At 42.9% G+C, this 23,500-nt stretch carries 20 protein-coding genes, 1 tRNA gene and 3 pseudogenes; 12 read left to right on the top strand and 12 right to left on the bottom strand.

Annotation, left to right across the window (positions count from 1 at the left end):
• Window positions 1-1,500, bottom strand: coding sequence for a S41 family peptidase (locus BQ7489_RS07200; RefSeq protein ID WP_072530468.1), 1,500 nt, complete (start codon window positions 1,498-1,500; stop codon window positions 1-3).
• Window positions 1,501-1,939: 439 nt separating this feature from the next.
• Here BQ7489_RS07200 and BQ7489_RS07195 point away from each other — a divergent pair.
• Both BQ7489_RS07195 and BQ7489_RS07190 read left to right on the top strand, forming a co-directional pair.
• Window positions 1,940-3,126 (top strand): annotated as a pseudogene (locus BQ7489_RS07195) (phage integrase SAM-like domain-containing protein).
• 66 nt (window positions 3,127-3,192) lie between these two features.
• A pseudogene (locus BQ7489_RS07190) lies at window positions 3,193-3,579 on the top strand (DUF1016 N-terminal domain-containing protein); the annotation flags it as partial.
• A 182-nt stretch (window positions 3,580-3,761) separates the two neighbouring features.
• On the opposite strand, the gene tnpB reads toward BQ7489_RS07190, so the two are convergent.
• Together tnpB and tnpA are read right to left on the bottom strand one after the other, a co-directional pair.
• Entirely contained in the window at window positions 3,762-4,130 is a 369-nt protein-coding gene (gene tnpB, locus BQ7489_RS07185; RefSeq protein WP_072530467.1) for an IS66 family insertion sequence element accessory protein TnpB, read from the bottom strand.
• Window positions 4,123-4,446 (bottom strand): IS66 family insertion sequence element accessory protein TnpA, encoded by a 324-nt coding sequence (gene tnpA / locus BQ7489_RS07180; protein ID WP_072530466.1) that lies wholly within the window; start codon window positions 4,444-4,446, stop codon window positions 4,123-4,125. Before tnpA ends, tnpB begins: the two co-directional genes overlap by 8 nt.
• A 210-nt stretch (window positions 4,447-4,656) precedes the next feature.
• Here tnpA and BQ7489_RS07175 point away from each other — a divergent pair.
• Window positions 4,657-4,941 (top strand): annotated as a pseudogene (locus tag BQ7489_RS07175) (hypothetical protein); the annotation flags it as partial.
• 250 nt (window positions 4,942-5,191) lie between these two features.
• On the opposite strand, the gene BQ7489_RS07165 reads toward BQ7489_RS07175, so the two are convergent.
• Entirely contained in the window at window positions 5,192-7,333 is a 2,142-nt protein-coding gene (locus tag BQ7489_RS07165; RefSeq protein WP_072530465.1) for a 3'-5' exonuclease, read from the bottom strand.
• A gap of 127 nt (window positions 7,334-7,460) precedes the next feature.
• Window positions 7,461-7,545: transfer RNA gene (locus BQ7489_RS07160), tRNA-Ser, on the bottom strand.
• Between the two features lie 150 nt (window positions 7,546-7,695).
• Here BQ7489_RS07160 and BQ7489_RS07155 point away from each other — a divergent pair.
• The 4 genes from BQ7489_RS07155 (at window position 7,696) to rpmA (ending at window position 12,497) form a co-directional block, all read left to right on the top strand.
• Window positions 7,696-10,209 (top strand): endonuclease MutS2, encoded by a 2,514-nt coding sequence (locus BQ7489_RS07155; RefSeq protein WP_072530464.1) that lies wholly within the window; start codon window positions 7,696-7,698, stop codon window positions 10,207-10,209.
• 65 nt (window positions 10,210-10,274) lie between these two features.
• Window positions 10,275-11,483 carry an L-serine ammonia-lyase gene (locus BQ7489_RS07150; protein WP_072530463.1) on the top strand — a complete coding sequence of 403 codons (1,209 nt, stop codon included), beginning with the start codon at window positions 10,275-10,277 and terminating at the stop codon, window positions 11,481-11,483.
• A gap of 411 nt (window positions 11,484-11,894) precedes the next feature.
• Window positions 11,895-12,212, top strand: coding sequence for a 50S ribosomal protein L21 (gene rplU / locus BQ7489_RS07145; RefSeq protein WP_072530462.1), 318 nt, complete (start codon window positions 11,895-11,897; stop codon window positions 12,210-12,212).
• A gap of 21 nt (window positions 12,213-12,233) precedes the next feature.
• The gene (rpmA, locus tag BQ7489_RS07140) at window positions 12,234-12,497 is read left to right on the top strand and encodes a 50S ribosomal protein L27 (RefSeq protein ID WP_072530461.1); all 264 of its coding nucleotides are present in this window, start codon (window positions 12,234-12,236) and stop codon (window positions 12,495-12,497) included.
• 173 nt (window positions 12,498-12,670) lie between these two features.
• Here rpmA and BQ7489_RS07135 read toward each other — a convergent pair whose 3' ends face one another.
• From BQ7489_RS07135 to nusB, 5 genes are all read right to left on the bottom strand, one after another.
• Window positions 12,671-13,123, bottom strand: coding sequence for a DUF5606 family protein (locus tag BQ7489_RS07135; RefSeq protein ID WP_072530460.1), 453 nt, complete (start codon window positions 13,121-13,123; stop codon window positions 12,671-12,673).
• A gap of 64 nt (window positions 13,124-13,187) precedes the next feature.
• Window positions 13,188-13,778 carry a dephospho-CoA kinase gene (coaE, locus tag BQ7489_RS07130; protein ID WP_072530459.1) on the bottom strand — a complete coding sequence of 197 codons (591 nt, stop codon included), beginning with the start codon at window positions 13,776-13,778 and terminating at the stop codon, window positions 13,188-13,190.
• Window positions 13,775-14,800 (bottom strand): CdaR family protein, encoded by a 1,026-nt coding sequence (locus BQ7489_RS07125; protein ID WP_072530458.1) that lies wholly within the window; start codon window positions 14,798-14,800, stop codon window positions 13,775-13,777. The genes coaE and BQ7489_RS07125 overlap by 4 nt, the downstream gene beginning before the upstream one ends.
• A gap of 15 nt (window positions 14,801-14,815) precedes the next feature.
• Window positions 14,816-15,130: a preprotein translocase subunit YajC gene (gene yajC, locus BQ7489_RS07120; protein WP_072530457.1), complete on the bottom strand. Its 315-nt coding sequence runs from the start codon at window positions 15,128-15,130 to the stop codon at window positions 14,816-14,818.
• 46 nt (window positions 15,131-15,176) lie between these two features.
• Entirely contained in the window at window positions 15,177-16,103 is a 927-nt protein-coding gene (nusB, locus tag BQ7489_RS07115) for a transcription antitermination factor NusB (protein ID WP_072530456.1), read from the bottom strand.
• Window positions 16,104-16,297: 194 nt separating this feature from the next.
• Between nusB and BQ7489_RS07110 the strand changes: the two genes are divergently transcribed.
• The 4 genes from BQ7489_RS07110 (at window position 16,298) to BQ7489_RS07095 (ending at window position 18,481) form a co-directional block, all read left to right on the top strand.
• Window positions 16,298-16,675, top strand: coding sequence for a PUR family DNA/RNA-binding protein (locus BQ7489_RS07110; protein WP_072530455.1), 378 nt, complete (start codon window positions 16,298-16,300; stop codon window positions 16,673-16,675).
• Between the two features lie 168 nt (window positions 16,676-16,843).
• A complete protein-coding gene (locus BQ7489_RS07105) occupies window positions 16,844-17,437 on the top strand; it encodes a 50S ribosomal protein L25/general stress protein Ctc (RefSeq protein WP_072530454.1) in 594 nt (197 codons plus the stop codon).
• A 27-nt stretch (window positions 17,438-17,464) separates the two neighbouring features.
• Window positions 17,465-18,028 (top strand): aminoacyl-tRNA hydrolase, encoded by a 564-nt coding sequence (gene pth / locus BQ7489_RS07100; protein WP_072530453.1) that lies wholly within the window; start codon window positions 17,465-17,467, stop codon window positions 18,026-18,028.
• Between the two features lie 9 nt (window positions 18,029-18,037).
• Complete coding sequence (locus tag BQ7489_RS07095; RefSeq protein ID WP_072530452.1) at window positions 18,038-18,481, top strand: RNA-binding S4 domain-containing protein; 444 nt, start codon at window positions 18,038-18,040, stop codon at window positions 18,479-18,481.
• Window positions 18,482-18,538: 57 nt separating this feature from the next.
• On the opposite strand, the gene BQ7489_RS07090 is transcribed toward BQ7489_RS07095, so the two are convergent.
• Entirely contained in the window at window positions 18,539-18,964 is a 426-nt protein-coding gene (locus BQ7489_RS07090) for an HIT family protein (protein ID WP_072530451.1), read from the bottom strand.
• A gap of 28 nt (window positions 18,965-18,992) precedes the next feature.
• Window positions 18,993-21,257 carry a cation:proton antiporter domain-containing protein gene (locus BQ7489_RS07085; RefSeq protein ID WP_072530450.1) on the bottom strand — a complete coding sequence of 755 codons (2,265 nt, stop codon included), beginning with the start codon at window positions 21,255-21,257 and terminating at the stop codon, window positions 18,993-18,995.
• Between the two features lie 255 nt (window positions 21,258-21,512).
• Between BQ7489_RS07085 and BQ7489_RS07080 the strand changes: the two genes are divergently transcribed.
• Window positions 21,513-23,495 carry a DNA topoisomerase 3 gene (locus tag BQ7489_RS07080; protein ID WP_072530449.1) on the top strand — a complete coding sequence of 661 codons (1,983 nt, stop codon included), beginning with the start codon at window positions 21,513-21,515 and terminating at the stop codon, window positions 23,493-23,495.
• Window positions 23,496-23,500: the final 5 nt, after the last annotated feature.

Here is a 23,500-nt window from a genome sequence, read left to right as displayed (position 1 = left end):
TCAATTTGAAGTTAAAGCATCCAACTGCTCCTTCAGCATGATACGCTTACCGAAGTTGGCTTTATGATGTGACGGTATGGCCTTCAGCATCGGAACGGAAACTGCCCTTGACCCGGTTTCAGGATAAACTTTACCTATAACCTGCAATGCCGTCTTCAACATGACTTCATTCTCATCGCCCAACTGTTCGGTCATCAACGGATTGTCATAAGCCACAATATCCGGAATCAGTCCATCGGGCATGCATGGAGTTTCACCGGCACTGTTCTTATAGATAGAGATCATTACATAAAGCCCCCAGTTCTTGATGGCCTCCGGAACATTATAATAGAAATTGGATACTTCCAGCATAAGACCTGTACAATACTTGCCATGCGACTGCTCTCCGATCAGCGTAACCGGCATATAAGGCATCAGGCCACCCAACAAGGCCTCAGACGCTGAAGCCGAATTCGGACCGATCAAAGCATAGATATGCTCCAGACCGATATTCGCATCTTTCGTATTCGCGTAAAAAGATTCCGACGGATAATCATACTCTGTCTGGAAATAAGTGTTAAAATCGGTATATCCCTGTTTCCGGTACTCTTCAGTCAAGATGTCATTATATTCTTCTGACTCCAATACTTTTCCGGCAGACACCACATCCTGTGGAGCCAGCATGGAAGCAATTACAGACTCAGTAACCACATATCCTCCACCGTTATAACGCAAATCCAGAATCAGATCTTTCACCCCTTCTGCCTTGAACTCCTTACAGATTTCAATCAACGGTCCAACAGAATTCAAATCAAAACTTGAATAGGCCAGATAAGCGACTTTTCTTCCGTTCACATCCAGAACCTTATGGCACAAGATGGGATTTTCATACATCTCCACAGCCTGGAGAGTAATATCCCGCGATGATGACTGATCAAGCACATACCAGCCGTCAGTCAATATTAAATTTGCCACAGACAAATTTTCCTGCGACGTATAATAAAGATCCATATAATTGTTCTGATTCAAAGTTACGCCATTCAGGGCATAGATAACATCACCCCGTTTCAGACCTGCCTTCTCTGCCGGACTGTCGGCATATACAAAAGCCACAATCCCATAAATAGCGGTCTCGCTTTCATCGGCATATGAAAATAAAAGTTCATATCCGTAAGAAGTGGTCACCCCCTGTAACGAACTTTCAACACTGCTCATATCATCAATGAGCGCCGTCCACTTATCTATATAAGTTTCGCCTTGATGATAGCGGATTTCATTGACAGTAGATATCGGGTCGGTATTCGTTTCCGGATCCAGCTTTTTCAGATCGGCTGCAATCTCCTCATTCCAATAATAATATATCCCCAACGCCTCACTGGCAAACTTGTTTGCATAATACTGTTCATCAGTAGTCTCTCTCTCATTTTCTGTTACCAGATCCTTAGTGTCGTCCTTACAGCCGAAAAGCAGGCAACAGATGCATAGCCCGAACAAAGTCTTAACGAATAGTCTTGTACCCATAATATTCATGTTTAGTAGATTAATGCCTACAAATTTAATGCCTACAAATGTAATGAAATATATGATATAAAGTTACCATAACCCTTCTTCCTATAAAAAAGAATCTGAATATGGTGAGATTGTATGGCAAAGATATATTATTGGAACCGGACATCAAGATAAAGTCTTAACAAATGATTTATCTTAAATAATAAACAAGCACCCAGTTTTACATATATAATAAAACTGGGTGCTTATTCTACAAATTACTGATTTTCAGCATTTATCTCGGAGAGACAGGGATTCGAACCTACACATTCAAGAAATATCATAAAATTGCAAATTATTGATAATTACGCACTATTTGGAGTGCATAGTAAATCTAAATCTTTCTGAATATCTTTTACTATTCCAAATATTGGGTGTATATTGGGGTGTAGAATTTCAAACACACCCAATTATGAATATCAAACGAAACATCATTTTTGCATTGGAAAGCCGGAAGAAGAATGGTGTGCCAATCGTGGAGAACGTGCCTATCCGTATGCGTGTCATATACGCAAGCAGCGCATTGAGTTTACAACGGGTTACCGCATTGATGTAGCCAAGTGGGATACTGACAAGCAGCGAGTGAAGAACAGGTGTACCAACAAATTAAAGCAAAGTGCATCTGAAATCAATGCCGATCTCCTGAAATACTATACCGAAATTCAAAATGTGTTCAAGGAATTTGAGGTACAGGAAACTATGCCCACTACCCAACAGCTAAAGGACGCATTCAACCTGCGGATGAAAGATATAAGTGAAGACCAGGAAGACGTAAAGATAAGTTTTTGGAAGGTATTCGATGAGTTCGTTAAGGAATGTGGCAATCAGAACAACTGGACTGAATCCACATACGAAAAGTTTGCAGCCGTAAAAAATCACCTTAAAGAGTTCAAGGAAGACGTAACCTTTGAGTATTTCGATGAGTTCGGACTGAACGAGTATGTCAATTTTCTGCGTGACAAGAAAGACATGAGGAACAGCACCATTGGCAAGCAAATGGGATTCCTCAAATGGTTCTTGCGCTGGAGTTTCAAGAAAGGTTATAACCAAAATATCGCATACGATACATTTAAACCTAAACTGAAAAGCACTTCCAAGAAAGTAATCTTCTTGACATGGGACGAATTGAACAAGCTGAAAGATTATCAGATACCCAAAGACAAACAATATCTGGAACGTGTCCGGGATGTTTTCCTGTTTTGCTGCTTTACCAGTCTGCGTTATTCAGATGTTCGTAACCTAAAACGAAATGATGTCAAGTCCGACCATATAGAAGTCACCACCGTTAAAACGGCAGACAGCCTGAGTATTGAACTGAACAAGTACAGTAAAGCCATACTTGAGAAATACAAGGACATCCATTTTGAAAACCACATGACATTGCCTGTTATCAGTAATCAGAAAGTCACCCCGAAATACGCATTGCTCAGCACACATGCAGGAAGAAGGACATTCATCTGTAATGCGCTGGCTCTCGGTATTCCTGCACAGGTTGTAATGAAATGGACAGGACACAGTGATTATAAAGCCATGAAACCTTACATTGACATAGCCGATGATATTAAAGCTAATGCGATGAACAAGTTTAACCAACTATAAAAGTATCAATCAGTTTCATAAATTATCATTATTAAAGTTATCTTTGTCAGAACAAGACTTATTAATATGGAAAGTAACAATAATCATAATATAGATAAAAGGAATTTTGACGCTTTTGTCCATGCTGTCAGTTCGGAAATAGAGCAGGCGCAAGTCCGTCTTATAACAGCTGCCAATGCCCAGATGTTGTTCCATTACTGGAAAATGGGCAATTATATACTGTACCAGCAAAACCTGCATGGCTGGGGTGGTAAAATTATCAAGAAATTGGCACAAGCAATCCAGTTCAACTATCCTGAAAAGAAGGGATATTCGAAGCGTAATCTTACTTATATGTGCCAGTTTGCCCGTTTATATCCGTTAAATGTACTTCGTAGTTTTATTGAAGCAGATTCAATACTGTCAGTCCCAAATATTCAAAACATTACTAATGAAGTCCTTAAACTCAATAGCTGACAATTTACGCAGGAGCTTACTGCGCAAATACAATCTACAGGGAGGCATTCAGCCCTTCTATCGTCTTGAGCAGTATATCCTTTTCTTCCATTGTCCGCATCTGTTTTGTTTATGTAAATATACTAAATATAAGCGGATTACACAATAATATCCGCACTTTTGTTCACTCCGGAAGCATATTATACATGATATTCCTTGCGCTCTGCCCTCAGGCGCCGGAGCCTCTGCTGCGGATTTTCCTGAATGCCCTCGACCATCATCACCAGGTCGCGCCATTCCATGGGATAGCTGTTTGATTGGGGATCGTACTCCGGCAGTTTGAAGCGGCCCGCCTCCAGGCGTTTTACATACATCACCATACCTCCGTCTTCTGCATGAAGCAGTTTCATGAGCTTGCGGCTGGAACCGATGAAGATGAAGACATCCCCGTTCTTCACTTCGCTGTTCATCTTCTCATGTACCACTCCGCACAGCGAACTGATACCCTTGCGCATATCTGTCCTGCCAGGACACAGGAAGTAGCGCATCGTGTCGTTCAGGTTAAACATGGCCGCCTCGAAGACTTTGGGTGAACAGCTCCATCAGTATCTCTTCTGAACCGTTTCCGAAGTGGGCACGAAGACCGTTGGGAAACAGAACGGCCACGCCATGCGGCACTTGTTCTTCAGGGGACGATTCCATGACTGACTGTTTAAAACTGATGGGAGCCAGCTCCTGTTTAACACTGTTCCTGTCAACCGAACATTTTCTACGCCAGTAATGATAGGTTGAATAACTTACACCTATCTGTTGCAGGTACAACTTCAACGGCAGGCCGCTTTGTTGTACCTGCAATTCAAATTCTTCAAATTCCAGTCTATTCATAATAATTGAGGTTTGATTGTATTCGCTGCCGCAAAGCTACAATCAAACCTCAAAGTGTAAAAGATGTATTTGTCCGAATGCTTACTTTGCAATAACTTTTACAGGACTGAATATGCTACCGTTTGCAGCGTCATGACGGTACCGATTCGAGCGATACGATGGTACCGATTACAGTGCTACGCATGGTACCGATTCAGCGCTATCGTCAGCTATCAGCACATGGAAAAGTATTCTCAGGAAATTAAAGCCCAGCTGGATGTTACAAGAAATCTGAGCAAGCCGCTGAATAAAGCCAACAACAGATATGATTCCATTGGTTACAGAGAGCATACAGCCGAAGAGGAAAAACAGGCAGAGAAAGAATATGAACGCTACAAGGCTGAATATGACAGGGAAAAAACCAAACTGAACGAACTCTATGACCGGCAAAAGGCAGCAAGAACAGAGGCATTCCAATATATGAAGAACTGTTGTGCGGACATATACGGAAGAAGTGGACCATGCCACTTGCCCATTGGGCTGCAATCTCACAACAACTCGCCATAAAGTTTGGAGACCGGTTTAAATTATTGTAATTATACGCTCGTCGGGACGGGTGGTCCCGCCCCTTGGCGCTGGCCGTTCCCCGACCGATGAGTTTTCTGGAGAGAAATAATGCATGACACAGTTTATTTTACACTACCAATTCTTTGGGTAGCAAAGCTATGTTTATTCTTTACTAACACAGTTTAATTTACCTCCTCTATTAAAACGGCAAATCATCTTTATCACCATAATCCATTGTCGTATTACTTGACAACAATATTTTTTGAAGCCTTACCATTTCCCAAAAACAATCTTTTGTAGCTATCACATCCATCATTGCATTATGAGCACCATCAAAGCTATGACCAAACAGAGCTTTATACAGCTCTTGAAGTTTAGGCCATTTATTATTCATCTCTGCCAAATATGACCCTAATATCATTGTATCATATGTTTTCTTCTTATTATATACAAACATATAATTCAAACGGTAAAATTCGGCACATAGCACTTTAAGATCATATTCAATATTATGACCTATAATTGCAATAGAAGCTTGAATATCCCCATATAATTCCAATAACACATCTTTTAAATTTGAACCAAATTTAAAAGCAACATCATTCGTTACACCATGTACTACAGCTGTTTCATTAGGTATAACAAAATCAATAGGCTTTATCAAATAATTTTTTTCTTTTATAACATGACTTTTATTATCTGTTATTATCCATCCTATTTGAAATATTCTTGGCCAGAAATCAGACATTTCAATAGGCATATCAAGAGTCTTAACAGAACCTACAACTTCTGTGTCCAAAAATAAATATTTTTCATTTACATTTAATAAAGAGAGTAATTCATTCTCTGCATCAAGCTGTTGAAGATTCCTTTTTTTAGGTAAAAATTCGTCATACATAAAAGCCTTCTTAGGATTTTTTATAATTTGGCCCTTGCAATATTCTAACCAATCTTTCTCAATATCTTCAACAACAGCATATTTAAAAGGAAGCAGAACATTATTAAGGCTATCTACAACCCCATATTTCCCATTTTGTAAACAAATGCATTTCCCCGTTTGATAACTTATAATATCGTCATAACACGGGGCAAAATATTGATGAAAATCTTGATTAAATAAGCCATATTTCCTATTAGATTTTAATTTGTATAAACCATGTCCACCTGAAATCTCTTCATAAGAATCAAAAATAGTATCATACAATTTATACCCTCTATCTAAATTAAGAATCTTAAATGTAGATCCATTGTAGAGAAGTAGAGAGTTGAATTTATTTTCTATCTTATCAAATGGCCCTAATAACTGGTCATAATAATAAGTATAATATTTTATTCCCTTTTTTAGACTAATATAATTTCTATATACACTTATTTCGTCATACAAAAAATGTATTAACAAATCCATATTTAGATTTATTCCTCCCCACTTACCATTAGAATCCTCACAAACGAACATCTTAGAAGTAAACTTTGCTTTATATGAATTAGGAAAATCTATAAACCTGATATTCTTTATATTATAATCGCTCGTATGTCTCCCCTGAACATCATATATAATTTTGTTACCATTATCATTTACACAATAAAAATAATATTCCCTAGGACGTGTAAGCCCCCTAGGATAATCTATTATAATTTTAACATCCTTAAATATATCTTGGAACAATAATTTACCATTTAAATCATAAATACATTTACCATTGTATTTAGTACAAATAAGAAAATCAGTATCCATAACAATGTCTACATTATCTAACTTTAAAATGTTTCTTTGCTCTTTAATATTAATGACAAATACAGTATTACCTCTTTTTGCAATAATATAATCACTATCGCCATTTGTTCTAATTGAATTATAGCTATCTAATTGACATTGATAACTATAACAGATTGAAGAAACATTATTTTCCCTCCACACATGAATAGAATCTTTATTTTCCTCAAAATTTTCATATATACATGAGGCAAGTTCTACTCCTCGCTCATTGTAATAAAATAAACCAAATTTTCCACCTATAATTGTAACAGCATAATACCCCTTGAAGGTTCTAACAGCATCAAACTTTTGTGACACAATAGTTTCACCTCTTTTATCAGAAAAGCCCGTTTTACCACCTTCTACTATAAAATTGCTCCCAAAACAATCATAGCAATAGCCACCGGTGTTAATGATATATAAATTGTCAAATATTTCTTTTTTAAAATCAAACGCTCCCGCTTGAACATTCTTCCGAATTCTAGTTTCTCTTTCCGCCTTCTCTTTTTTTTTGATTATTATATCTTGTACTTTAGCAATAATTGATAATAACAAAACGCCCAATGTTACATATATAATCCACATATACTTTTTGCCAATGATAATCTTAATATTCTAATAAACTAAATAAAATGAATACACCCAATTTTACATCCTTCTTAAAATGTAAAATTGGGTGTACAATAAAATACAGATTATTAAGTTTATATCGCGGAGAGACAGGGATTCGAACCCCGGGTGCCTCGCAGCACAACGGTTTTCAAGACCGCCGCAATCGACCACTCTGCCACCTCTCCAGAACTTCCTTCGGGAAGCACTTCTTTTCAAAAGCGATGCAAAGGTACGCATTATTTTGGAAACTGCAAATATTAAGCCGCTTTTTTGATTATTTTTTCCTATTATCGTAAATTTGCAACCGATTTAAGGTAAATAACAGATTGCCCAACATGATATATCCACAAAACTTTGAACAGAAAATAGGGTTCGACCAGATCCGGCAACTGACAAAAAACAAATGCCTCAGTCCGCTGGGTATGGAAAAGACTGACGACATGGATTTTTCCGACAGCTATGATGAAATCAACCGCCGGCTGGACCAGGTAATGGAATTCATGCGCATTATTCAGGAGGAAGACGATTTCCCAAGCCAGTATTTCTTTGATGTCCGCCCGTCACTGAAACGGATCCGGATAGAAGGCATGTATCTGAATGAACAGGAACTGTTCGACCTGCGCCGTTCACTGGAAACGATCCGTGACATTGTCTGCTTCCTGCAACGGACCGACGATGAAGAGGAACCGGATGAAGATGATTCAAATTCACCCTACCCCGCTTTGCATGAACTGGCAAAAGACATCATGGTCTTTCCACAGCTGATTACACGCATCAACAACATACTGGACAAATTCGGCAAAGTCAAAGACAATGCATCTGCCGAACTGCTCCGCATACGCCGCGAACTTTCGGCAACGACAGGAAGCATCTCACGCAGCCTGAACAACATACTACGCATGGCACAGTCGGAAGGATACGTAGATAAGGATGTGGCTCCTACCATGCGCGACGGACGTCTGGTAATACCCGTCGCTCCGAGCATGAAGCGAAAGATCAAAGGCATTGTGCACGACGAATCGGCTACAGGAAAAACGGTTTTCATCGAACCGACCGAAGTGGTAGAAGCCAACAACCGCATCCGCGAACTGGAAGGAGAAGAACGCCGGGAGATTATCCGCATCCTGACCGAATTTTCCACCACCATCCGTCCACAGGCTCCGGCTATCCTACAATCGTACGAATTCCTGGCCGAAATTGACTTTATCCGTGCCAAGGCACTCCTGAGTCTGGATTTCAAGGCCGGTAAACCTTCGTTCGAAAACAAACAGATCATAGACTGGTCGGGGGCGGTACACCCCTTACTGCAGATGTCACTGGCCAAACATAACAAGAAAGTGGTACCGCTGGATATAGAACTGACAACCAGACAGCGGATACTGCTCATCTCCGGACCTAACGCCGGAGGCAAATCGGTCTGCCTGAAAACCGTAGGACTCCTCCAATATATGCTGCAATGCGGTCTTCCGGTCCCGATGGACGAATGTAGCCACGCCGGAGTCTTCAGCAGCATATTCATCGATATAGGTGACGAGCAAAGTATCGAGGACGATCTGAGTACTTATTCTTCGCACCTTACCAACATGAAGAATATGATGAAATCCTGCAACGGCAGAAGTCTGATCCTGATTGACGAATTCGGTGGAGGAACCGAACCGCAAATAGGCGGAGCCATTGCCGAGGCCGTGCTGAAACGCTTCAACCTGAAAAAGACATTCGGCGTAATCACCACCCACTACCAGAACCTCAAGCATTTCGCCGAAGACCATGAGGGTATCGTAAACGGTGCGATGCTGTACGACCGCCACGAGATGCGGGCCCTCTTCCAACTGCAGATAGGCAATCCGGGCAGTTCTTTTGCCGTAGAAATAGCCCGCAAGATCGGTCTGCCCGAAGAAGTCATAGCCGACGCATCGGAAATCGTAGGCAGCGAATATATCCAGAGCGACAAATACCTGCAGGATATCGTACGCGACAAACGTTATTGGGAGACCAAACGTCAGAACATCCGCAAGCGCGAAAAACAGATGGAAGAAACCATTGCCCGCTATGAAAAGGAGATTGAAGAACTGGAACACAGCCGGAAAGAAATCCTGAAGCAGGCCAAAGAAGATGCCGAACGGCTTCTGCAGGAATCGAACGCCAGGATAGAGAATACCATCCGGACCATCAAGGAGGCACAGGCCGAAAAGGAACGGACAAGGACAGCACGGCAGGAACTGACCGATTTCCGCAAGGAAGTGGAAGAGCTGGACAAAGCCGCAACAGAGGCCCAAATAGCCCGGAAGATGGAAAAGCTCCGTGAGAAACAGGAACGGAAGAAAGAAAAGAAGAACAAGCCCGATACCACTCCTAAAGTCCAGGCTGCCCCCAAAGTTATTCCGATACAGAAAGGAGACTACGTACGGATAAAAGGACAGACCAGCGTAGGACAAGTAATGGAGACCGACGGCAAGAATGCGACAGTCATGTTCGGACTGATGAAAACGAACGTGAAAGCCGACAAGCTGGAACGTGCAGAAGCTCCCAAACCGGCCAATACGATTGCCAAAGCTACATTCGTAAGCAGTGCCACCCAGGAACAGATGTACGAAAAGAAGCTCAACTTCAAACAAGACATCGACGTACGGGGCATGAGGGGAGACGAAGCGATACAGGCCGTAACCTATTTCATTGACGACGCCATACTGGTAGGCGTAAGCCGCGTCCGCATCCTGCATGGAACCGGATCGGGCATCCTGCGTACGCTGATACGCCAATACCTGGCTACCGTTCCGGGAGTAGCCCACTTCCAGGATGAACACGTACAGTTTGGAGGTGCGGGAATCACGGTTGTCGACCTGAAATAAAAAACAACGTATATTCAATAAAAGCATTAGCTTAACTAAACACAAAAACTTATCTTTGTATCAGTATGAAATCTATCAAAGAATTATATCGGATTGGTACGGGTCCGTCAAGCAGCCACACGATGGGACCACGTAAGGCAGCCGAAATATTTCTGGCTCGCCATCCTGAAGCAAAATCGTTTCAGGTAACACTTTATGGTAGTCTGGCAGCAACCGGGAAAGGACATATGACCGACGTAGCGATACTAGACACGCTGCAGCCGCATGCTCCGGTAGAAATCATCTGGAAACCTCATGTATTCTTCCCGTTCCACCCGAACGGAATGACATTCAAGGCTTTCAATGAGAACAAGAAAGTACTGGAGGAATGGACCGTATTCAGCATAGGCGGTGGAGCCTTGGCCGAAGAAGGACATGATAACACGGCCATCCCGGAAATATACGAAATGAACACCATGAGCGCTATACTTTCCTGGTGTGAACATACCGGGAAAAGTTATTGGGAATACGTGGAGCAATGCGAAGGACCCGATATATGGGACTTTCTGGAAGAAGTATGGAAAACCATGAAAGCCGCCATACTCCGTGGTCTGGACGCTGAAGGAGTATTGCCCGGACCACTTCACCTGCGCCGTAAGGCATCCTCCTATTACATCCGCGCCAAAGGATACAAGGATTCACTCCGCGCACGGGGAATGATCTTCGCATACGCACTGGCCGTAAGTGAAGAAAATGCCTCTGGAGGAAAGATCGTAACCGCCCCTACCTGTGGCGCATGTGGTGTGGTACCTGCTGTACTTTATCATTTGCAGCACAGCCGGGAATTCAGTGACGCCCGTATCTTGCGCGCACTGGCTACAGCCGGACTGGTAGGGAATATTGTCAAGCATAACGCATCCATATCAGGAGCCGAAGCCGGATGCCAGGCCGAAGTAGGTGTGGCCTGCTCCATGGCGTCGGCAGCAGCCAACCAGCTTTTCGGAGGCAGTCCGGCACAGATAGAATACGCCGCCGAAATGGGACTGGAACATCACCTGGGAATGACATGCGACCCTGTATGCGGACTGGTACAGATTCCATGCATCGAACGGAACGCCTATGCCGCCGCACGGGCCCTGGACGCCAACATATACTCGGCCTTTACAGACGGACGTCACCGGGTCTCTTTCGACAAGGTGGTTGAAGTAATGAAGCAGACCGGGCACGACCTTCCTTCCTTATATAAGGAAACCAGTGAAGGAGGACTTGCCAAGAACTATCAGCCGATGGAATAAATATCCCCTCGAAAAAACATCAAGACGTTTCCAGGAAAGCCCTTCATCTTTTTCAGAAAAGGGCTTCATCTTCTGATAAAAACGTCTTGATGTTCCGTTTCAAACGACTTGACGATGCAATGCATACGTCAAGGTATTCCGTATACCCCTATGAAACCATATCAGACATACCTGTTCAATTTCGATGACACCGAAAAATGACCACTTAAAACAAGTTCACTACTCCCCTTCGTTGCCATCGGAAAAAATCCGGACATTCTGATTTGATTTTTTATAAATATTTCTTGCATAACTGTTTGGTATATCAAATAAATGACGTAACTTTGCAGCCGATTAGTCCGTGGAGGTAGAAAAAGCAACCGGATAAGAACGGTTCACCTTGCGGAGAAAACCCGTTTAATATATAAAGAAATGTACGTAATTGTAGAAATTAACGGTCAGCAGTTCAAGGCTGAAGAAGGCAAGAAACTGTTTGTTCACCACATTCAGAATGCTGAAAACGGTGCAACTGTTGAATTTGACAAAGTCCTGTTGGTAGACAACAACGGTATTGTAACAGTAGGTGCTCCTACAGTTGAAGGTGCCAAAGTGGTATGCGAAGTTGCTTCACACCTGGTAAAAGGCGACAAAGTACTGGTATTCCACAAGAAGAGAAGAAAAGGTTACAGAAAACTGAACGGTCACCGTCAGCAGTTTACTGAATTGACTATCAAACAAGTTATTGCTTAATCATTAAAAACGTAGAAAGAAATGGCACATAAAAAAGGTGTAGGTAGTTCTAAGAACGGCCGTGAGTCAGCTAGTAAGAGATTAGGCGTAAAGATATTCGGTGGTTCAGCTTGCAAGGCTGGTAACATCATTGTTCGTCAAAGAGGAACAGTTCATAACCCAGGTGAAAACGTAGGAATGGGTAGTGACCATACTCTTTACGCATTGGTAGACGGTACAGTATGTTTCAAGAAAGGTCGTGAAGACAGAAGCTATGTTTCTGTAGTTCCTTTCGCTGAAGCATAATCTACTGAAAGAAAAAAACAAAAAGGGAATCTTCCACATGAAGGTTCCCTTTTTTGTTATCCGGAATTCCGAATCATCATCCATACCGGTATAAAAAAATTGCCATCCGACGGAATTCAGCATCCATCAAATGGCAAAATTCATATATCAACGGTTTTATCGGAATATCCCGATTATTCCGCGCTTTTTTCTTCTTCAGCCGGAGCATCGGCAGTTTCAACCGTTTCTTCCTGAGTACCCAGAAGATCTTCACCGCTTGAAACCAGGATATTATACCACTGGATCAATTTCTTGATATCACTTGTATGCACACGGTCACGGTCATATTCAGGCAGTACTTCGGCCATAAAGGCATGCAATTCATCGGCCGATGCCTTCTTATAATCCAATGCAGCGACAGCACCGTTCTCCTTCTTGCTCACTGAAGCCAGAACTGTAGCCAAAGGCACTTCATTGTCATTCGTATACATGGCGATATCTCCCAAAGAAATCACCTTGTCGCTGGCATAGATAGGCATTCTTTTCTTTTCTGCGCCAACCGTTTCAACAATCAGCATATTTTTAGCCTGCGAAATCAGTTTATACAATCCAGGTTTACCTGAAATTGCCAAAATAGTCTTCAACATATAAATTTTTTTCTTTTAATTATTTTATAAAACAAAAATACAACTCAACAACGACATACACAAATTATCTCAACCTTTTCAACGCCAAAGCGTCATAGAGAGCCGACAATTGTGACTGAAGCTCCCGCTTCCCGTCGTTCATTATCACAAAATCCGCCCGGCGGACCTTCTCTTCATCGCTCATCTGAGCGGCAATCCTGCTTTCTACCTGCTCACGTGTAGCATGGTCACGCTCCATAACCCGACGTATACGGACATCCAGCGGGGCATAAACCATAATAACCTTATCTACTACATCTTCAAAACCGGACTCAAAAAGGATGGCACTCTCCAAAGCTACCGGTCCGGACTCCTGCCGGGAAGCCCATGACAGAAAATCTTCCTTTACACGGGGATGGACAATCCCGTTTATCCGGGCAGCATTTCCGGAAGATGCAAACAGATAACTTGCCAGCAAAGGCTTGTTCAGCCTGCCGTCAAGATACACATCCTCGCCCAGCAAACCTATCAGGTCTTTGCGAATGGAAGGATGAGACAACATAAGTCTTTTCGCTTCCGCATCGGTATCATATACACTGATACCGTCTGCACGCAGGAGACGTGACACATAAGACTTCCCGCTACCTATTCCTCCGGTAATTCCAAGCCTGATCATTGCTCTTCGCCCCCTTCCTGCAGCTCCTGCTGCTCTATCAGATAATCGACCGACGCAGGGTTTATCCGGATATGTCCTACATAATCGGGAGCCACCTTAATAGTCAACGGAATCTTGTCACTCTGTGATTTGATGAGATCCTCATAAGTGACACCGATAAAGAACTTGTCGGCTGTAGCCTCCTTAAAACGCTTCAGACCAACCTGAAAGGTAACCCGGACTTTCGAAGGAAAAGTCCTCAATACTTTTCCCGCCGGGAAGTTGAGACCGATAACAGGCACCTCCACAGTCTTTTCGGAATACATGTCAACATAAACCGACATGTCGGTATAGGACGGCACAAACTTTACCCCTTTGCATTTCATCAGTTCAACCCTCTGGTGTATGGAATCGGTCACATTATCCAACTTGACTTCACGCGTATAGGCAGCAGCAAGCGTATCCAACACACCTTGAGGAGCGTATGCCATAATTGAATCCGGACTTAACCTCACCTTTGAGACATAATATTGACGGCCCAGTCCGAATTTTCCGTTAAAACGTACCGGAATCCTTTTCGCCTGTCCCTGGGTATAATAGAATTCCAACGTATCCGGACGGACAGAAAGCAGCTTGGTAGAGACATTCAGCTGTCCGTTAATCTTCTTCAGCAGTTCAGACGATGAAATCCGTACATACGTACCCATATCCTTGTAGTCATTGAAATCAAAGGAAACAGGATAGAACGTACGCCCCAGCATGTAATTGAGCAGGACAGTCCCTCTGTCTTCCACCCGTACACGCACCTCCGAAGGAAAATCCGAAGTCAGGACAACCTCTTTTGGGACATTCTTCAGCCGGACCGGAATCTTGAACTCCGTCTGATAGGAATCATCCAAAGTCTGCAGAAGCCAGAAGCCGAAAGACACCAACACAAAAAACAAGAAGACCAGACACTCCTTACTCTTCTTACTCAGCAAAAAGTCTCTGGCCTTCCGGATTCCCAGCCGATAATATTTATTTATGTTCTTTACATCGAACATAGCAATAAATCATTTTTATTTTTTTGCAGGCTGCTGTGCCTGTGCATCAGCGAAGATAGAGTTCTTGTCGACCTTAATCTTCACGCTGGAAGCTATTTCCACAATCACTGCGTTATCTTCGATTTCCTTGATCTTTCCATAAATACCGCCAGCGGTAACGACCGACTGCCCTACTTCAAGATTTTTACGGAAATTAGCGATTTCTTTCTGCTTCTTGTTCTGAGGACGAATCATAAAGAAATACATAATGGCAAAAATCGCAACCATCATAATCAGGAAAGAGTAGTCGCCTCCGCCCTGAGCCTGTAACATGACAAATAACAGATTCATAAATTATATTCTTAGTTTAAGATTAATATTAAGTCTGACAAATATATTAATTTTTTGTCAGCTTGTTTTCCTTTTTCAATTGATTAACGATTCCGTCCAAAGTTCCGTTGATGAATCCGCCACTCTTCGGAGTGCTGTACAGCTTGGCAATTTCAACATATTCGTTCAGCGAAACATTGACCGGAATATTCGGAAAGCTCAGAATCTCGGCCAATGCGATCTGCATGATAATTACATCCATGACAGCTACACGGTCCAGATCCCAGTTCTTCGAGTTCTCGCTGATCAGATGGCGGTAATAGTCCGCATTCAGGATGGAACGGCGGAAAAGCCGGCGGGCAAAATCCTGATCCTCCTCATCCTTGAACTCGGGAAGAAGTTCCTGTTTTTCGCCATTCTTCGGATCAAAACGCTTGATGGTCTTCAAGACAAAAGTATCGACAATTTCCTTGTCATCGTTCCAGTACAGGCTCTGGTCTTCCAACACCTCATCCAAGGCCTGGTTATTGAAGATGATCTTCTTATATATCTTTCTCCATACCTCACGGTCCTCATCGTATGACGATTCCTCACTGGCCATATACTCCTTATATATATCGCTGTTCATTATCTGTTCACACAGGCTCTTGATGAACTCACCCTCATTCTCCCATGTCTTCTTCTGGGAATTGGCGAAATCATTCAGCTGCTTGTTCACTTCAAGCTGGGCTATGAAACGATTGTCTACAAACTTTGTATTCGGATTAAGATCCTCCTCTGTAGGAGCGAGCTTGTGCTTTGCGGCATCCAACCGCTTGTTGGCATACCGTGTAACTTCTACCATTAAAAGAAGAAGATAGTTATACAGATCATACGCTTTAGATAAACTGAAGAACAACTCCTTTTCTGCAGTATCCAAATTTTTACCACCGTTCTGATAATAAGCGTAGATTATCTGAACAATCTTAAGACGGATAAGAACTCTGTTAATCATATATATTTTTAATATAATTTCGGGTTGCAAAAATAATTATTTTCCTAAATACAAAACAAATATCCAACAGGCTTTTTACCGATTTTTGCAGTTTATAAATAATTTTACGAGAAGTTTTTTGTACATTTCAAAAAATTCCTCAAATTTGAGACCAGATTTATATATATAATATTAAAAGACAAGTTTTTTATACCATGGAAGATTTTACAAAGAACACAACAGGAGAAGGAGATAAAGAAATTGTTTTTTCAAAAGCGATCAAGGCCGGTAAAAGAATCTACTACCTTGATGTGAAAAAAAACAGAAAGGATGAGATGTTCCTTGCCATAACAGAAAGTAAGAAAGTGATATCGGGCGAAGGGGAATCTTCTCAGGTCAGCTTTGAAAAGCATAAAATATTCCTCTATAAAGAAGATTTCGAGAAATTCATGAACGGATTGCAACAGACCATCCGGTTTATCGAACAGGAACAGGGACCTGCATCAAACGACAGTCGTACGGCCGAAACGCAAAACAAGGAAACCCCTTCCACATTAAATACTGATGAAATAAAAATAGACATAGACTTCTGAAAAACTTTCCGGGGCGTAAAGTAAATTACAAAATATTTGGCAGTTATATGGAAAAGCGCTAAATTTGCAGCGCTTTTTTAAGCTCATCGTGTGATATACCACATCGTGTGATGGCGAATTAAGCAACAAACCAACTTAATTTAGAGTAACACAAAAAATTATTCAAACATGAAATCAATTGAAATCAAAGGTTCTTTAAGAACTGAAACAGGAAAGAAAGCTACTCATAGCTTGCGTAAAAACAATGCAGTTCCTTGCGTATTGTACGGAATGCAGAAAGATGAAAACGGAAAGCAGGTTGCTACCCACTTCATGGTTCCGACCGACGGCTTGCGTAAACTGGTATACACACCTCATATCTACGTTGTAGACCTGGACATCGATGGTAAGGTTGTAAACGCCATCATGAAAGACATCCAGTTCCACCCTGTAACTGACGCTATCCTGCATATTGACTTCCTGCAGATCAACGAAGAAAATCCTATCGTAATGGAAGTTCCGGTACAGTTGGAAGGTCTGGCCGAAGGTGTCAAGGCCGGTGGTAAACTGGCTCTCCAGATCCGTAAGCTGAAAGTAAAAGCTTTGTATAACATTATTCCGGAACGTTTGGTTATCAACGTAACCAATTTGGGTCTGGGCAAGACTATCAAAGTAGGTGAACTGAACTTCGAAGGTCTGGAAATTTTGAATGCCAAAGAAGCTGTTGTTTGTGCCGTTAAATTGACTCGTGCCGCTCGTGGTGCTCAGGCTGCTGCAAAATAAATGACATAAACGACAAAATCCCTTTCAATGAAATATTTGATTGTAGGGCTGGGAAATATCGGTGACGAATACCGTAATACCCGCCACAACATAGGATTTATGGTATTGGACGCCCTCGCTAAGGCGTCCAATATTGTTTTTAAGGACGGACGATACGGGGCAACCGCAACTTTACCACTCAAAGGCCGCCAATTACTGCTACTCAAACCTTCCACATACATGAACCTGAGCGGAAACGCGGTACGTTACTGGATGCAGCAGGAAAAGATTCCTCTGGAAAACGTTCTGGTTGTAGTAGATGACCTGGCACTTCCTTTCGGAAGTCTGCGGTTAAAAGGAAAAGGCAGCGATGCCGGACATAACGGACTGAAGCATATTGCCGCAACTTTAGGCACACAGAATTATGCCCGTCTACGCTTCGGGATAGGAAATGATTTTCCTAAAGGAGGACAAGTAGACTATGTATTGGGGCATTTCGATGAAAATGATTTGAAACTGATGCCCGAAAGGCTGGAAACTGCCGGTGAAATCATTAAAAGTTTCTGTCTTGCCGGCCTGAATATAACCATGAACCAATATAACAACAAGTAGAACAAGCATATGCCCGAAGCTAGAATAGATAAATGGATGTGGGCTGCCCGCATCTTCAAGACCCGCACCGTCGCAGCCGAAGCATGCAAGAAAGGACGGGTATGCATCAATGGAGCACAGGCCAAACCGGCCCGCATGATCAAACCCGGTGACATTATCCAAGTCAAGAAACCGCCCATCACCTATTCTTTCAAGGTGTTGCAGGCCATTGAAAAACGGGTGGGTGCCAAGCTCGTTCCCGAAATCATGGAAAATGTAACGACTCCCGACCAATATGAACTGCTGGAAATGAGCAAGATCAGCGGATTCGTAAACCGGGCCAAAGGTATGGGCCGACCGACAAAAAAAGACAGGCGCGACCTGGACGACTTCTTTACGCCTGAATACATTGATGATGAATTTGACTTCGACTTTGATGACGAAGACGAAAATGATAATGATAATGAAAAATAAGAAATAACGGGTGCAAATCGATGGAAGGATCTGCACCCGTTACTTTTTTATCCTAGATTACAGATTAGCCTTGATAGCGTCAATCAGTTCCTGATATTCGGCATCAGTCAAATATACCTTTCCGGGATTCATCTGAAATGTACCTCCATAATCGGGACCATCCACATATTTAGGAGCCAGATGAAAATGTAGATGAGACAACTTGTCACTGTATGCACCATAATTGATCTTTTCCGGATGAAATGCCTTGTCCATGGCACGGGTTACACGGACTACATCGGCCATAAACGCATTACGGTCTTCATCACTCAACTCGTTCAAATCATTTACATGATCTTTATATGCAACAAGACAACGGCCTCTGTAGGTCTGTTCCTTGAACAGAAAAACACGTGAGACATTCAATTGGGCAATTTCAATCATCAAATTGTGTAATGTCTCATTATTCTGACAATACAGACAGTCTTTCGGATCACTTTTCATAATTCTTCTTTTTATTATGTTAAACAAATCATTCTTTCTGTTGGGCCGCGAACAAACGTTCCAGATTCAGTTCTTCCCCTACTACCCAAACGACATCACCAGCTTCGAATTTCCGGTTTACATCCGGACTGTGCAACATACCATCCGCATGACATTCAACCCCTACAACCAGACAATGATATTCAGTCCGGATTGTGCTCTGCCCGATGGTCATTCCAACCAGTTTTGCCGACTTGTCAAGGACAAACTGTTTTAACTGCATTTCATGCTTTTCAAAATCACTGTCATCATATGTATTGGCGACCTTCGAAACCTTGTCTGAAAATACCGCCAGCTGGTCGTCTGTCCCGATTACCTGCAACTTGTCATTCGGAAAAATCCGGGAATTTCCATCCGGTATATTCACACGCCGCCTCCCTCGGATAATCGCAGCCACATGTACTCCGAATCTTTTTCCCCAATTCAATTCCTTCAAAGTCTTTCCTGCCACGGACGACTCTGCGGGTATGACAAAATCACTCAGATGCAGGTCACGGTCAAGTAACCGGCCAGCATACTCCGGTTCCTTCTCACCCAGATATTCCTGATGCATTTCCTTGAAGCGGAGATTCTGTACAAACGTACGCTCCATAAAGATAGACTGCCTTTTCAGGAAGCGGGAAGCAATCATCCCGGCAACCAGTAATATCGCAATTCCTAAAAGCAAAGCCATAGAAGTAGTGAACTGGCTTTCTATTACAAACATGACAAAACCGATACCTATAATTACACGCAATATAAACGTTGATATCAACGGTGCATGATTGAAACGGCTGTCGGCCCACAATGCCTTGAACTCGATGGACCGGTTCTTTTTCATGATCATGGCCCGCAAGAACGGTGCCAATGCCAGAATGGTAACAAAGGTTCCCAAAATCCTTCCTCCAAGATCACCCAGCATCGCTATACACAAAGGTATAATAAAATGCAGACATATAACAATAATTGCAATAGAGAGTACGGAATAAATCAGAACAATTCTGGTTATAGCCATCAACAGCTTCTTCCAGTTGTTTTCATGATTCACGGTTTGTGTTCCCGAAGCATATTTGCTGATAAGCCGCAACCAACGTTCCGGAATATGACGGTCTATCATATTGTAGGCAGGAACTGCCAGACGGATCATATAAGGGGTCAGAAAGGTAGTTATGACCGAAACGGCCACCACTATCGGATAAAGGAAATCGCTGGTAACATGCAGACTGACTCCCAAGGAAGCGATAATGAACGCAAATTCACCTATTTGCGTCAGACTGAACCCGCACTGCATCGCTATCTTCAACGGCTGTCCGGAAAGCAGTACTCCCAATGTACCAAAGATTGTCTGCCCCACCACAATGGCCACAACAATGGCTATGATAGGAAAGCGGTACTCGACAATCATATTCGGATCGACCATCATGCCGACAGACACAAAGAATATAGCACCAAACAGATCCTTTACTGGAGAAACCAATTTCTCTATATGTTCCGATTCTATGGTTTCCGACAGGACAGATCCCATGATGAAGGCTCCGAATGCTGGAGAAAACCCTACCTGCGCAGCGAATACCACCATTCCGAAACAAAGGGCCAATGAAACGATCAGCAATGTTTCATCACTCATCAGCTTACGTGATTTCTTCAATACCTGAGGAATCAGGTAAATGCCTACCACAAACCATAGAACCAGGAAGAACACCAGCTTGGACAGACTGTATATCATTTCGCTACCCTCGAAATTCTGACTTACTGCCATGGTAGAAAGCATCACCATCAAAACTATGGCCAAGATGTCTTCCAAAATAAGAATACTCAAGACCAAACCTGCAAAACGCTGCTGACGTAAACCCAAATCATCGAATGCCTTATAAATGATTGTGGTGGAAGACATGGCCAACATACCTCCCAGATAGATACAGTCCATCCGGCTCCAATCGAAAATCCACCCTACAAACATACCGATCAATATCATGCAGAAAATAATGGCACAAGCAGAAATGACGGCAGAGCCTCCAACCTTCATCAGTTTCTTGAAACTGAACTCAAGTCCTAAAGCAAAAAGCAGGAAGATAACACCGATATCCGACCAGGTCTGGATATTTGCAGTATCCACCACCGAAGGTGTAAAAGAGAAATGCGGACTGCAAAGGAATCCGGCCACAATATATCCCAAAACTAACGGTTGCTTCAATTTCTTGAAAATAAGTGTCATGACGCCTGCACAGATCAGAATAAGCGCCAAGTCACTGATAAGAGGAGCTAAATGCGACATTGTTTATGACTTTATTGTTTTTCAAGTACAAAATTAAAGAATTAATTTAAACGCACTGACAATTGGTAAACCTCTTTTTATCATGAATGACATCTTTTAAACTTATGTAGAGATAAAGTCTGCACTTCCCGATCCAAATTGAGATTTTCAAGGCCCGATGATCTAAAAGCAGCAGCGGTGATTCCTTGTACTCTGCACATTTTTAACTAACTTTGTCCGGCAATCCACCGCATTAGAAACAGAACAAGAAATAACATGATAGTCTGTATAGCCGAAAAACCCAGTGTTGCCCGTGACATAGCGGATGTGCTGGGAGCGAAAAACCGAAAAGAGGGATATATTGAAGGAAACGGATACCAGGTAACCTGGACATTCGGCCATCTCTGTACCCTCAAGGAGCCTCATGAGTACACTCCGGCTTGGAAAGCGTGGAGTCTGGGCAGCCTGCCGATGCTTCCTCCCCGTTTCGGAATCAAGCTTATCAATGACCCGGGCATTGAGAAACAGTTTCATATTATCGAAGGGCTGATGCAGAAAGCCGACGAAATCATCAACTGTGGTGATGCCGGACAGGAAGGAGAACTGATACAACGCTGGGTTATGCAGAAAGCCGGAGCCCATTGTCCGGTCAAGCGTCTGTGGATCTCATCACTGACCGAAGAGGCTATCCGGGAAGGGTTCGCCAAACTGAAAGACCAAAGCGAATTCCAGCCATTATACGAAGCCGGATTGAGCCGTGCCATAGGCGACTGGCTTCTGGGTATGAACGCAACCCGACTGTATACATTGAAATACGGACAGAACAAACAGGTCCTTTCCATCGGCAGAGTGCAGACACCTACCCTGGCCCTGATTGTGAAACGTCAGCAGGAAATCGAAAACTTCAAACCGGAACCTTACTGGGAACTGAAAACGGTTTATCGTGAAACGACGTTCAGTGCAACTAAAGGTAAGTTCACGTCAAAGGAAGAAGGGCTGAAATTCCTTGAAACCGTCCGCAACTCCGACTTTTTCGTGACCGACGTATCTGCAAAAAAAGGATCGGAAGCCCCTCCCCGCCTGTTCGACCTGACTTCGCTGCAAGTGGAATGTAACAAGAAATTCAGCTACTCGGCCGACATGACCCTGCAGCTTATCCAGTCACTTTATGAAAAGAAAGTGGCAACTTATCCCCGCGTTGACACTACCTACTTGAGTGACGACATATACCCTAAATGCCCGAATATCCTGGCAGGACTGAAAGACTATGCAACTTTTACCGCTCCACTGGCAGGGAAAAAACTGCCCAAGTCCAAGAAAGTATTCGACAATTCAAAAGTAACCGACCACCATGCCATTATCCCTACCGGAGTACAACCGCAAGGACTGACCGACATGGAAAAAAGAGTATTCGATCTGATAGCCAGACGTTTCATCGCCGCCTTTTATCCCGACTGCAAATTTTCTACCACAACGGTACTGGGAGAAGTGGACAAAGTGGAATTCAAGACTACAGGCAAGCAGATTCTGGAACCGGGATGGCGTGTCATCTTTACCAAAGAACAACAGGAAGAGAGTAAAGACAATGAAGAAGAACGTACACTCCCTCTATTCGTCAAAGGAGAAAACGGTCCTCATACTCCCGATCTGAATGAGAAATGGACACAACCTCCCAAGCCTTATACCGAGGCTACACTGCTACGGGCGATGGAAACTGCCGGAAAACTGATTGACAACGAAGAGCTTCGGGATGCATTGAAAGAAAACGGAATAGGCCGCCCGTCAACCCGTGCCGCCATCATCGAAACTTTGTTCAAACGCCATTACATCCGCAAAGAACGTAAAAACCTGATTGCTACCCCCACCGGTGTAGAACTGATACAGCTTATTCATGAAGAACTGCTGAAATCGGCGGAACTGACCGGTATCTGGGAAAAGAAACTGCGTGAAATCGAACGCCAGAAATACGATGCGGCAACTTTTCTTACCGAGCTGAGACAGATGGTAACTGAAATAGTACACAGTGTTCTGAGCGACAACAGCAACCGACGCGTTACCGTAACCCAGGAAGAACCTGCAAAAACGGCAACAAAAAAACGGAAAAAGGCAAAGGATCCGGAGGAAAACACCAATGAAGACAAGATAATAGGCACCGTTTGTCCACTCTGTGGAAAAGGTAAAGTCATAAAGGGAAAAACCGCATACGGGTGCTCGGAATGGAAAAACGGATGTACCTTCAGAAAACCCTTTACGACCTGACCTCC

Source organism: Bacteroides ilei, from assembly GCF_900128495.1.
GTDB classification, from domain to species: Bacteria; Bacteroidota; Bacteroidia; order Bacteroidales; family Bacteroidaceae; genus Phocaeicola; species Phocaeicola ilei.
Note: the sequence above shows the minus strand (reverse complement) of the source record. Positions and strands in the feature narration are given on the sequence as shown.

Bases quoted from the DNA above. Each gene is read 5' to 3' on its own strand.
- pth (WP_072530453.1), top strand. From the start codon at position 17,465: ATGAAATATTTGATTGTAGGGCTGGGAAATATCGGTGACGAATACCGT.
- BQ7489_RS07110 (WP_072530455.1), top strand. From the start codon at position 16,298: ATGGAAGATTTTACAAAGAACACAACAGGAGAAGGAGATAAAGAAATT.
- BQ7489_RS07135 (WP_072530460.1), bottom strand. From the start codon at position 13,123: ATGTTGAAGACTATTTTGGCAATTTCAGGTAAACCTGGATTGTATAAA.
- BQ7489_RS07105 (WP_072530454.1), top strand. From the start codon at position 16,844: ATGAAATCAATTGAAATCAAAGGTTCTTTAAGAACTGAAACAGGAAAG.
- BQ7489_RS07080 (WP_072530449.1), top strand. From the start codon at position 21,513: ATGATAGTCTGTATAGCCGAAAAACCCAGTGTTGCCCGTGACATAGCG.
- yajC (WP_072530457.1), bottom strand. From the start codon at position 15,130: ATGAATCTGTTATTTGTCATGTTACAGGCTCAGGGCGGAGGCGACTAC.
- BQ7489_RS07200 (WP_072530468.1), bottom strand. From the start codon at position 1,500: ATGGGTACAAGACTATTCGTTAAGACTTTGTTCGGGCTATGCATCTGT.
- BQ7489_RS07150 (WP_072530463.1), top strand. From the start codon at position 10,275: ATGAAATCTATCAAAGAATTATATCGGATTGGTACGGGTCCGTCAAGC.
- coaE (WP_072530459.1), bottom strand. From the start codon at position 13,778: ATGATCAGGCTTGGAATTACCGGAGGAATAGGTAGCGGGAAGTCTTAT.
- nusB (WP_072530456.1), bottom strand. From the start codon at position 16,103: ATGATTAACAGAGTTCTTATCCGTCTTAAGATTGTTCAGATAATCTAC.
- BQ7489_RS07090 (WP_072530451.1), bottom strand. From the start codon at position 18,964: ATGAAAAGTGATCCGAAAGACTGTCTGTATTGTCAGAATAATGAGACA.
- BQ7489_RS07085 (WP_072530450.1), bottom strand. From the start codon at position 21,257: ATGTCGCATTTAGCTCCTCTTATCAGTGACTTGGCGCTTATTCTGATC.
- tnpA (WP_072530466.1), bottom strand. From the start codon at position 4,446: ATGAATAGACTGGAATTTGAAGAATTTGAATTGCAGGTACAACAAAGC.
- tnpB (WP_072530467.1), bottom strand. From the start codon at position 4,130: ATGTTTAACCTGAACGACACGATGCGCTACTTCCTGTGTCCTGGCAGG.
- BQ7489_RS07125 (WP_072530458.1), bottom strand. From the start codon at position 14,800: ATGTTCGATGTAAAGAACATAAATAAATATTATCGGCTGGGAATCCGG.
- BQ7489_RS07165 (WP_072530465.1), bottom strand. From the start codon at position 7,333: ATGTGGATTATATATGTAACATTGGGCGTTTTGTTATTATCAATTATT.
- BQ7489_RS07155 (WP_072530464.1), top strand. From the start codon at position 7,696: ATGATATATCCACAAAACTTTGAACAGAAAATAGGGTTCGACCAGATC.
- rpmA (WP_072530461.1), top strand. From the start codon at position 12,234: ATGGCACATAAAAAAGGTGTAGGTAGTTCTAAGAACGGCCGTGAGTCA.
- BQ7489_RS07095 (WP_072530452.1), top strand. From the start codon at position 18,038: ATGCCCGAAGCTAGAATAGATAAATGGATGTGGGCTGCCCGCATCTTC.
- rplU (WP_072530462.1), top strand. From the start codon at position 11,895: ATGTACGTAATTGTAGAAATTAACGGTCAGCAGTTCAAGGCTGAAGAA.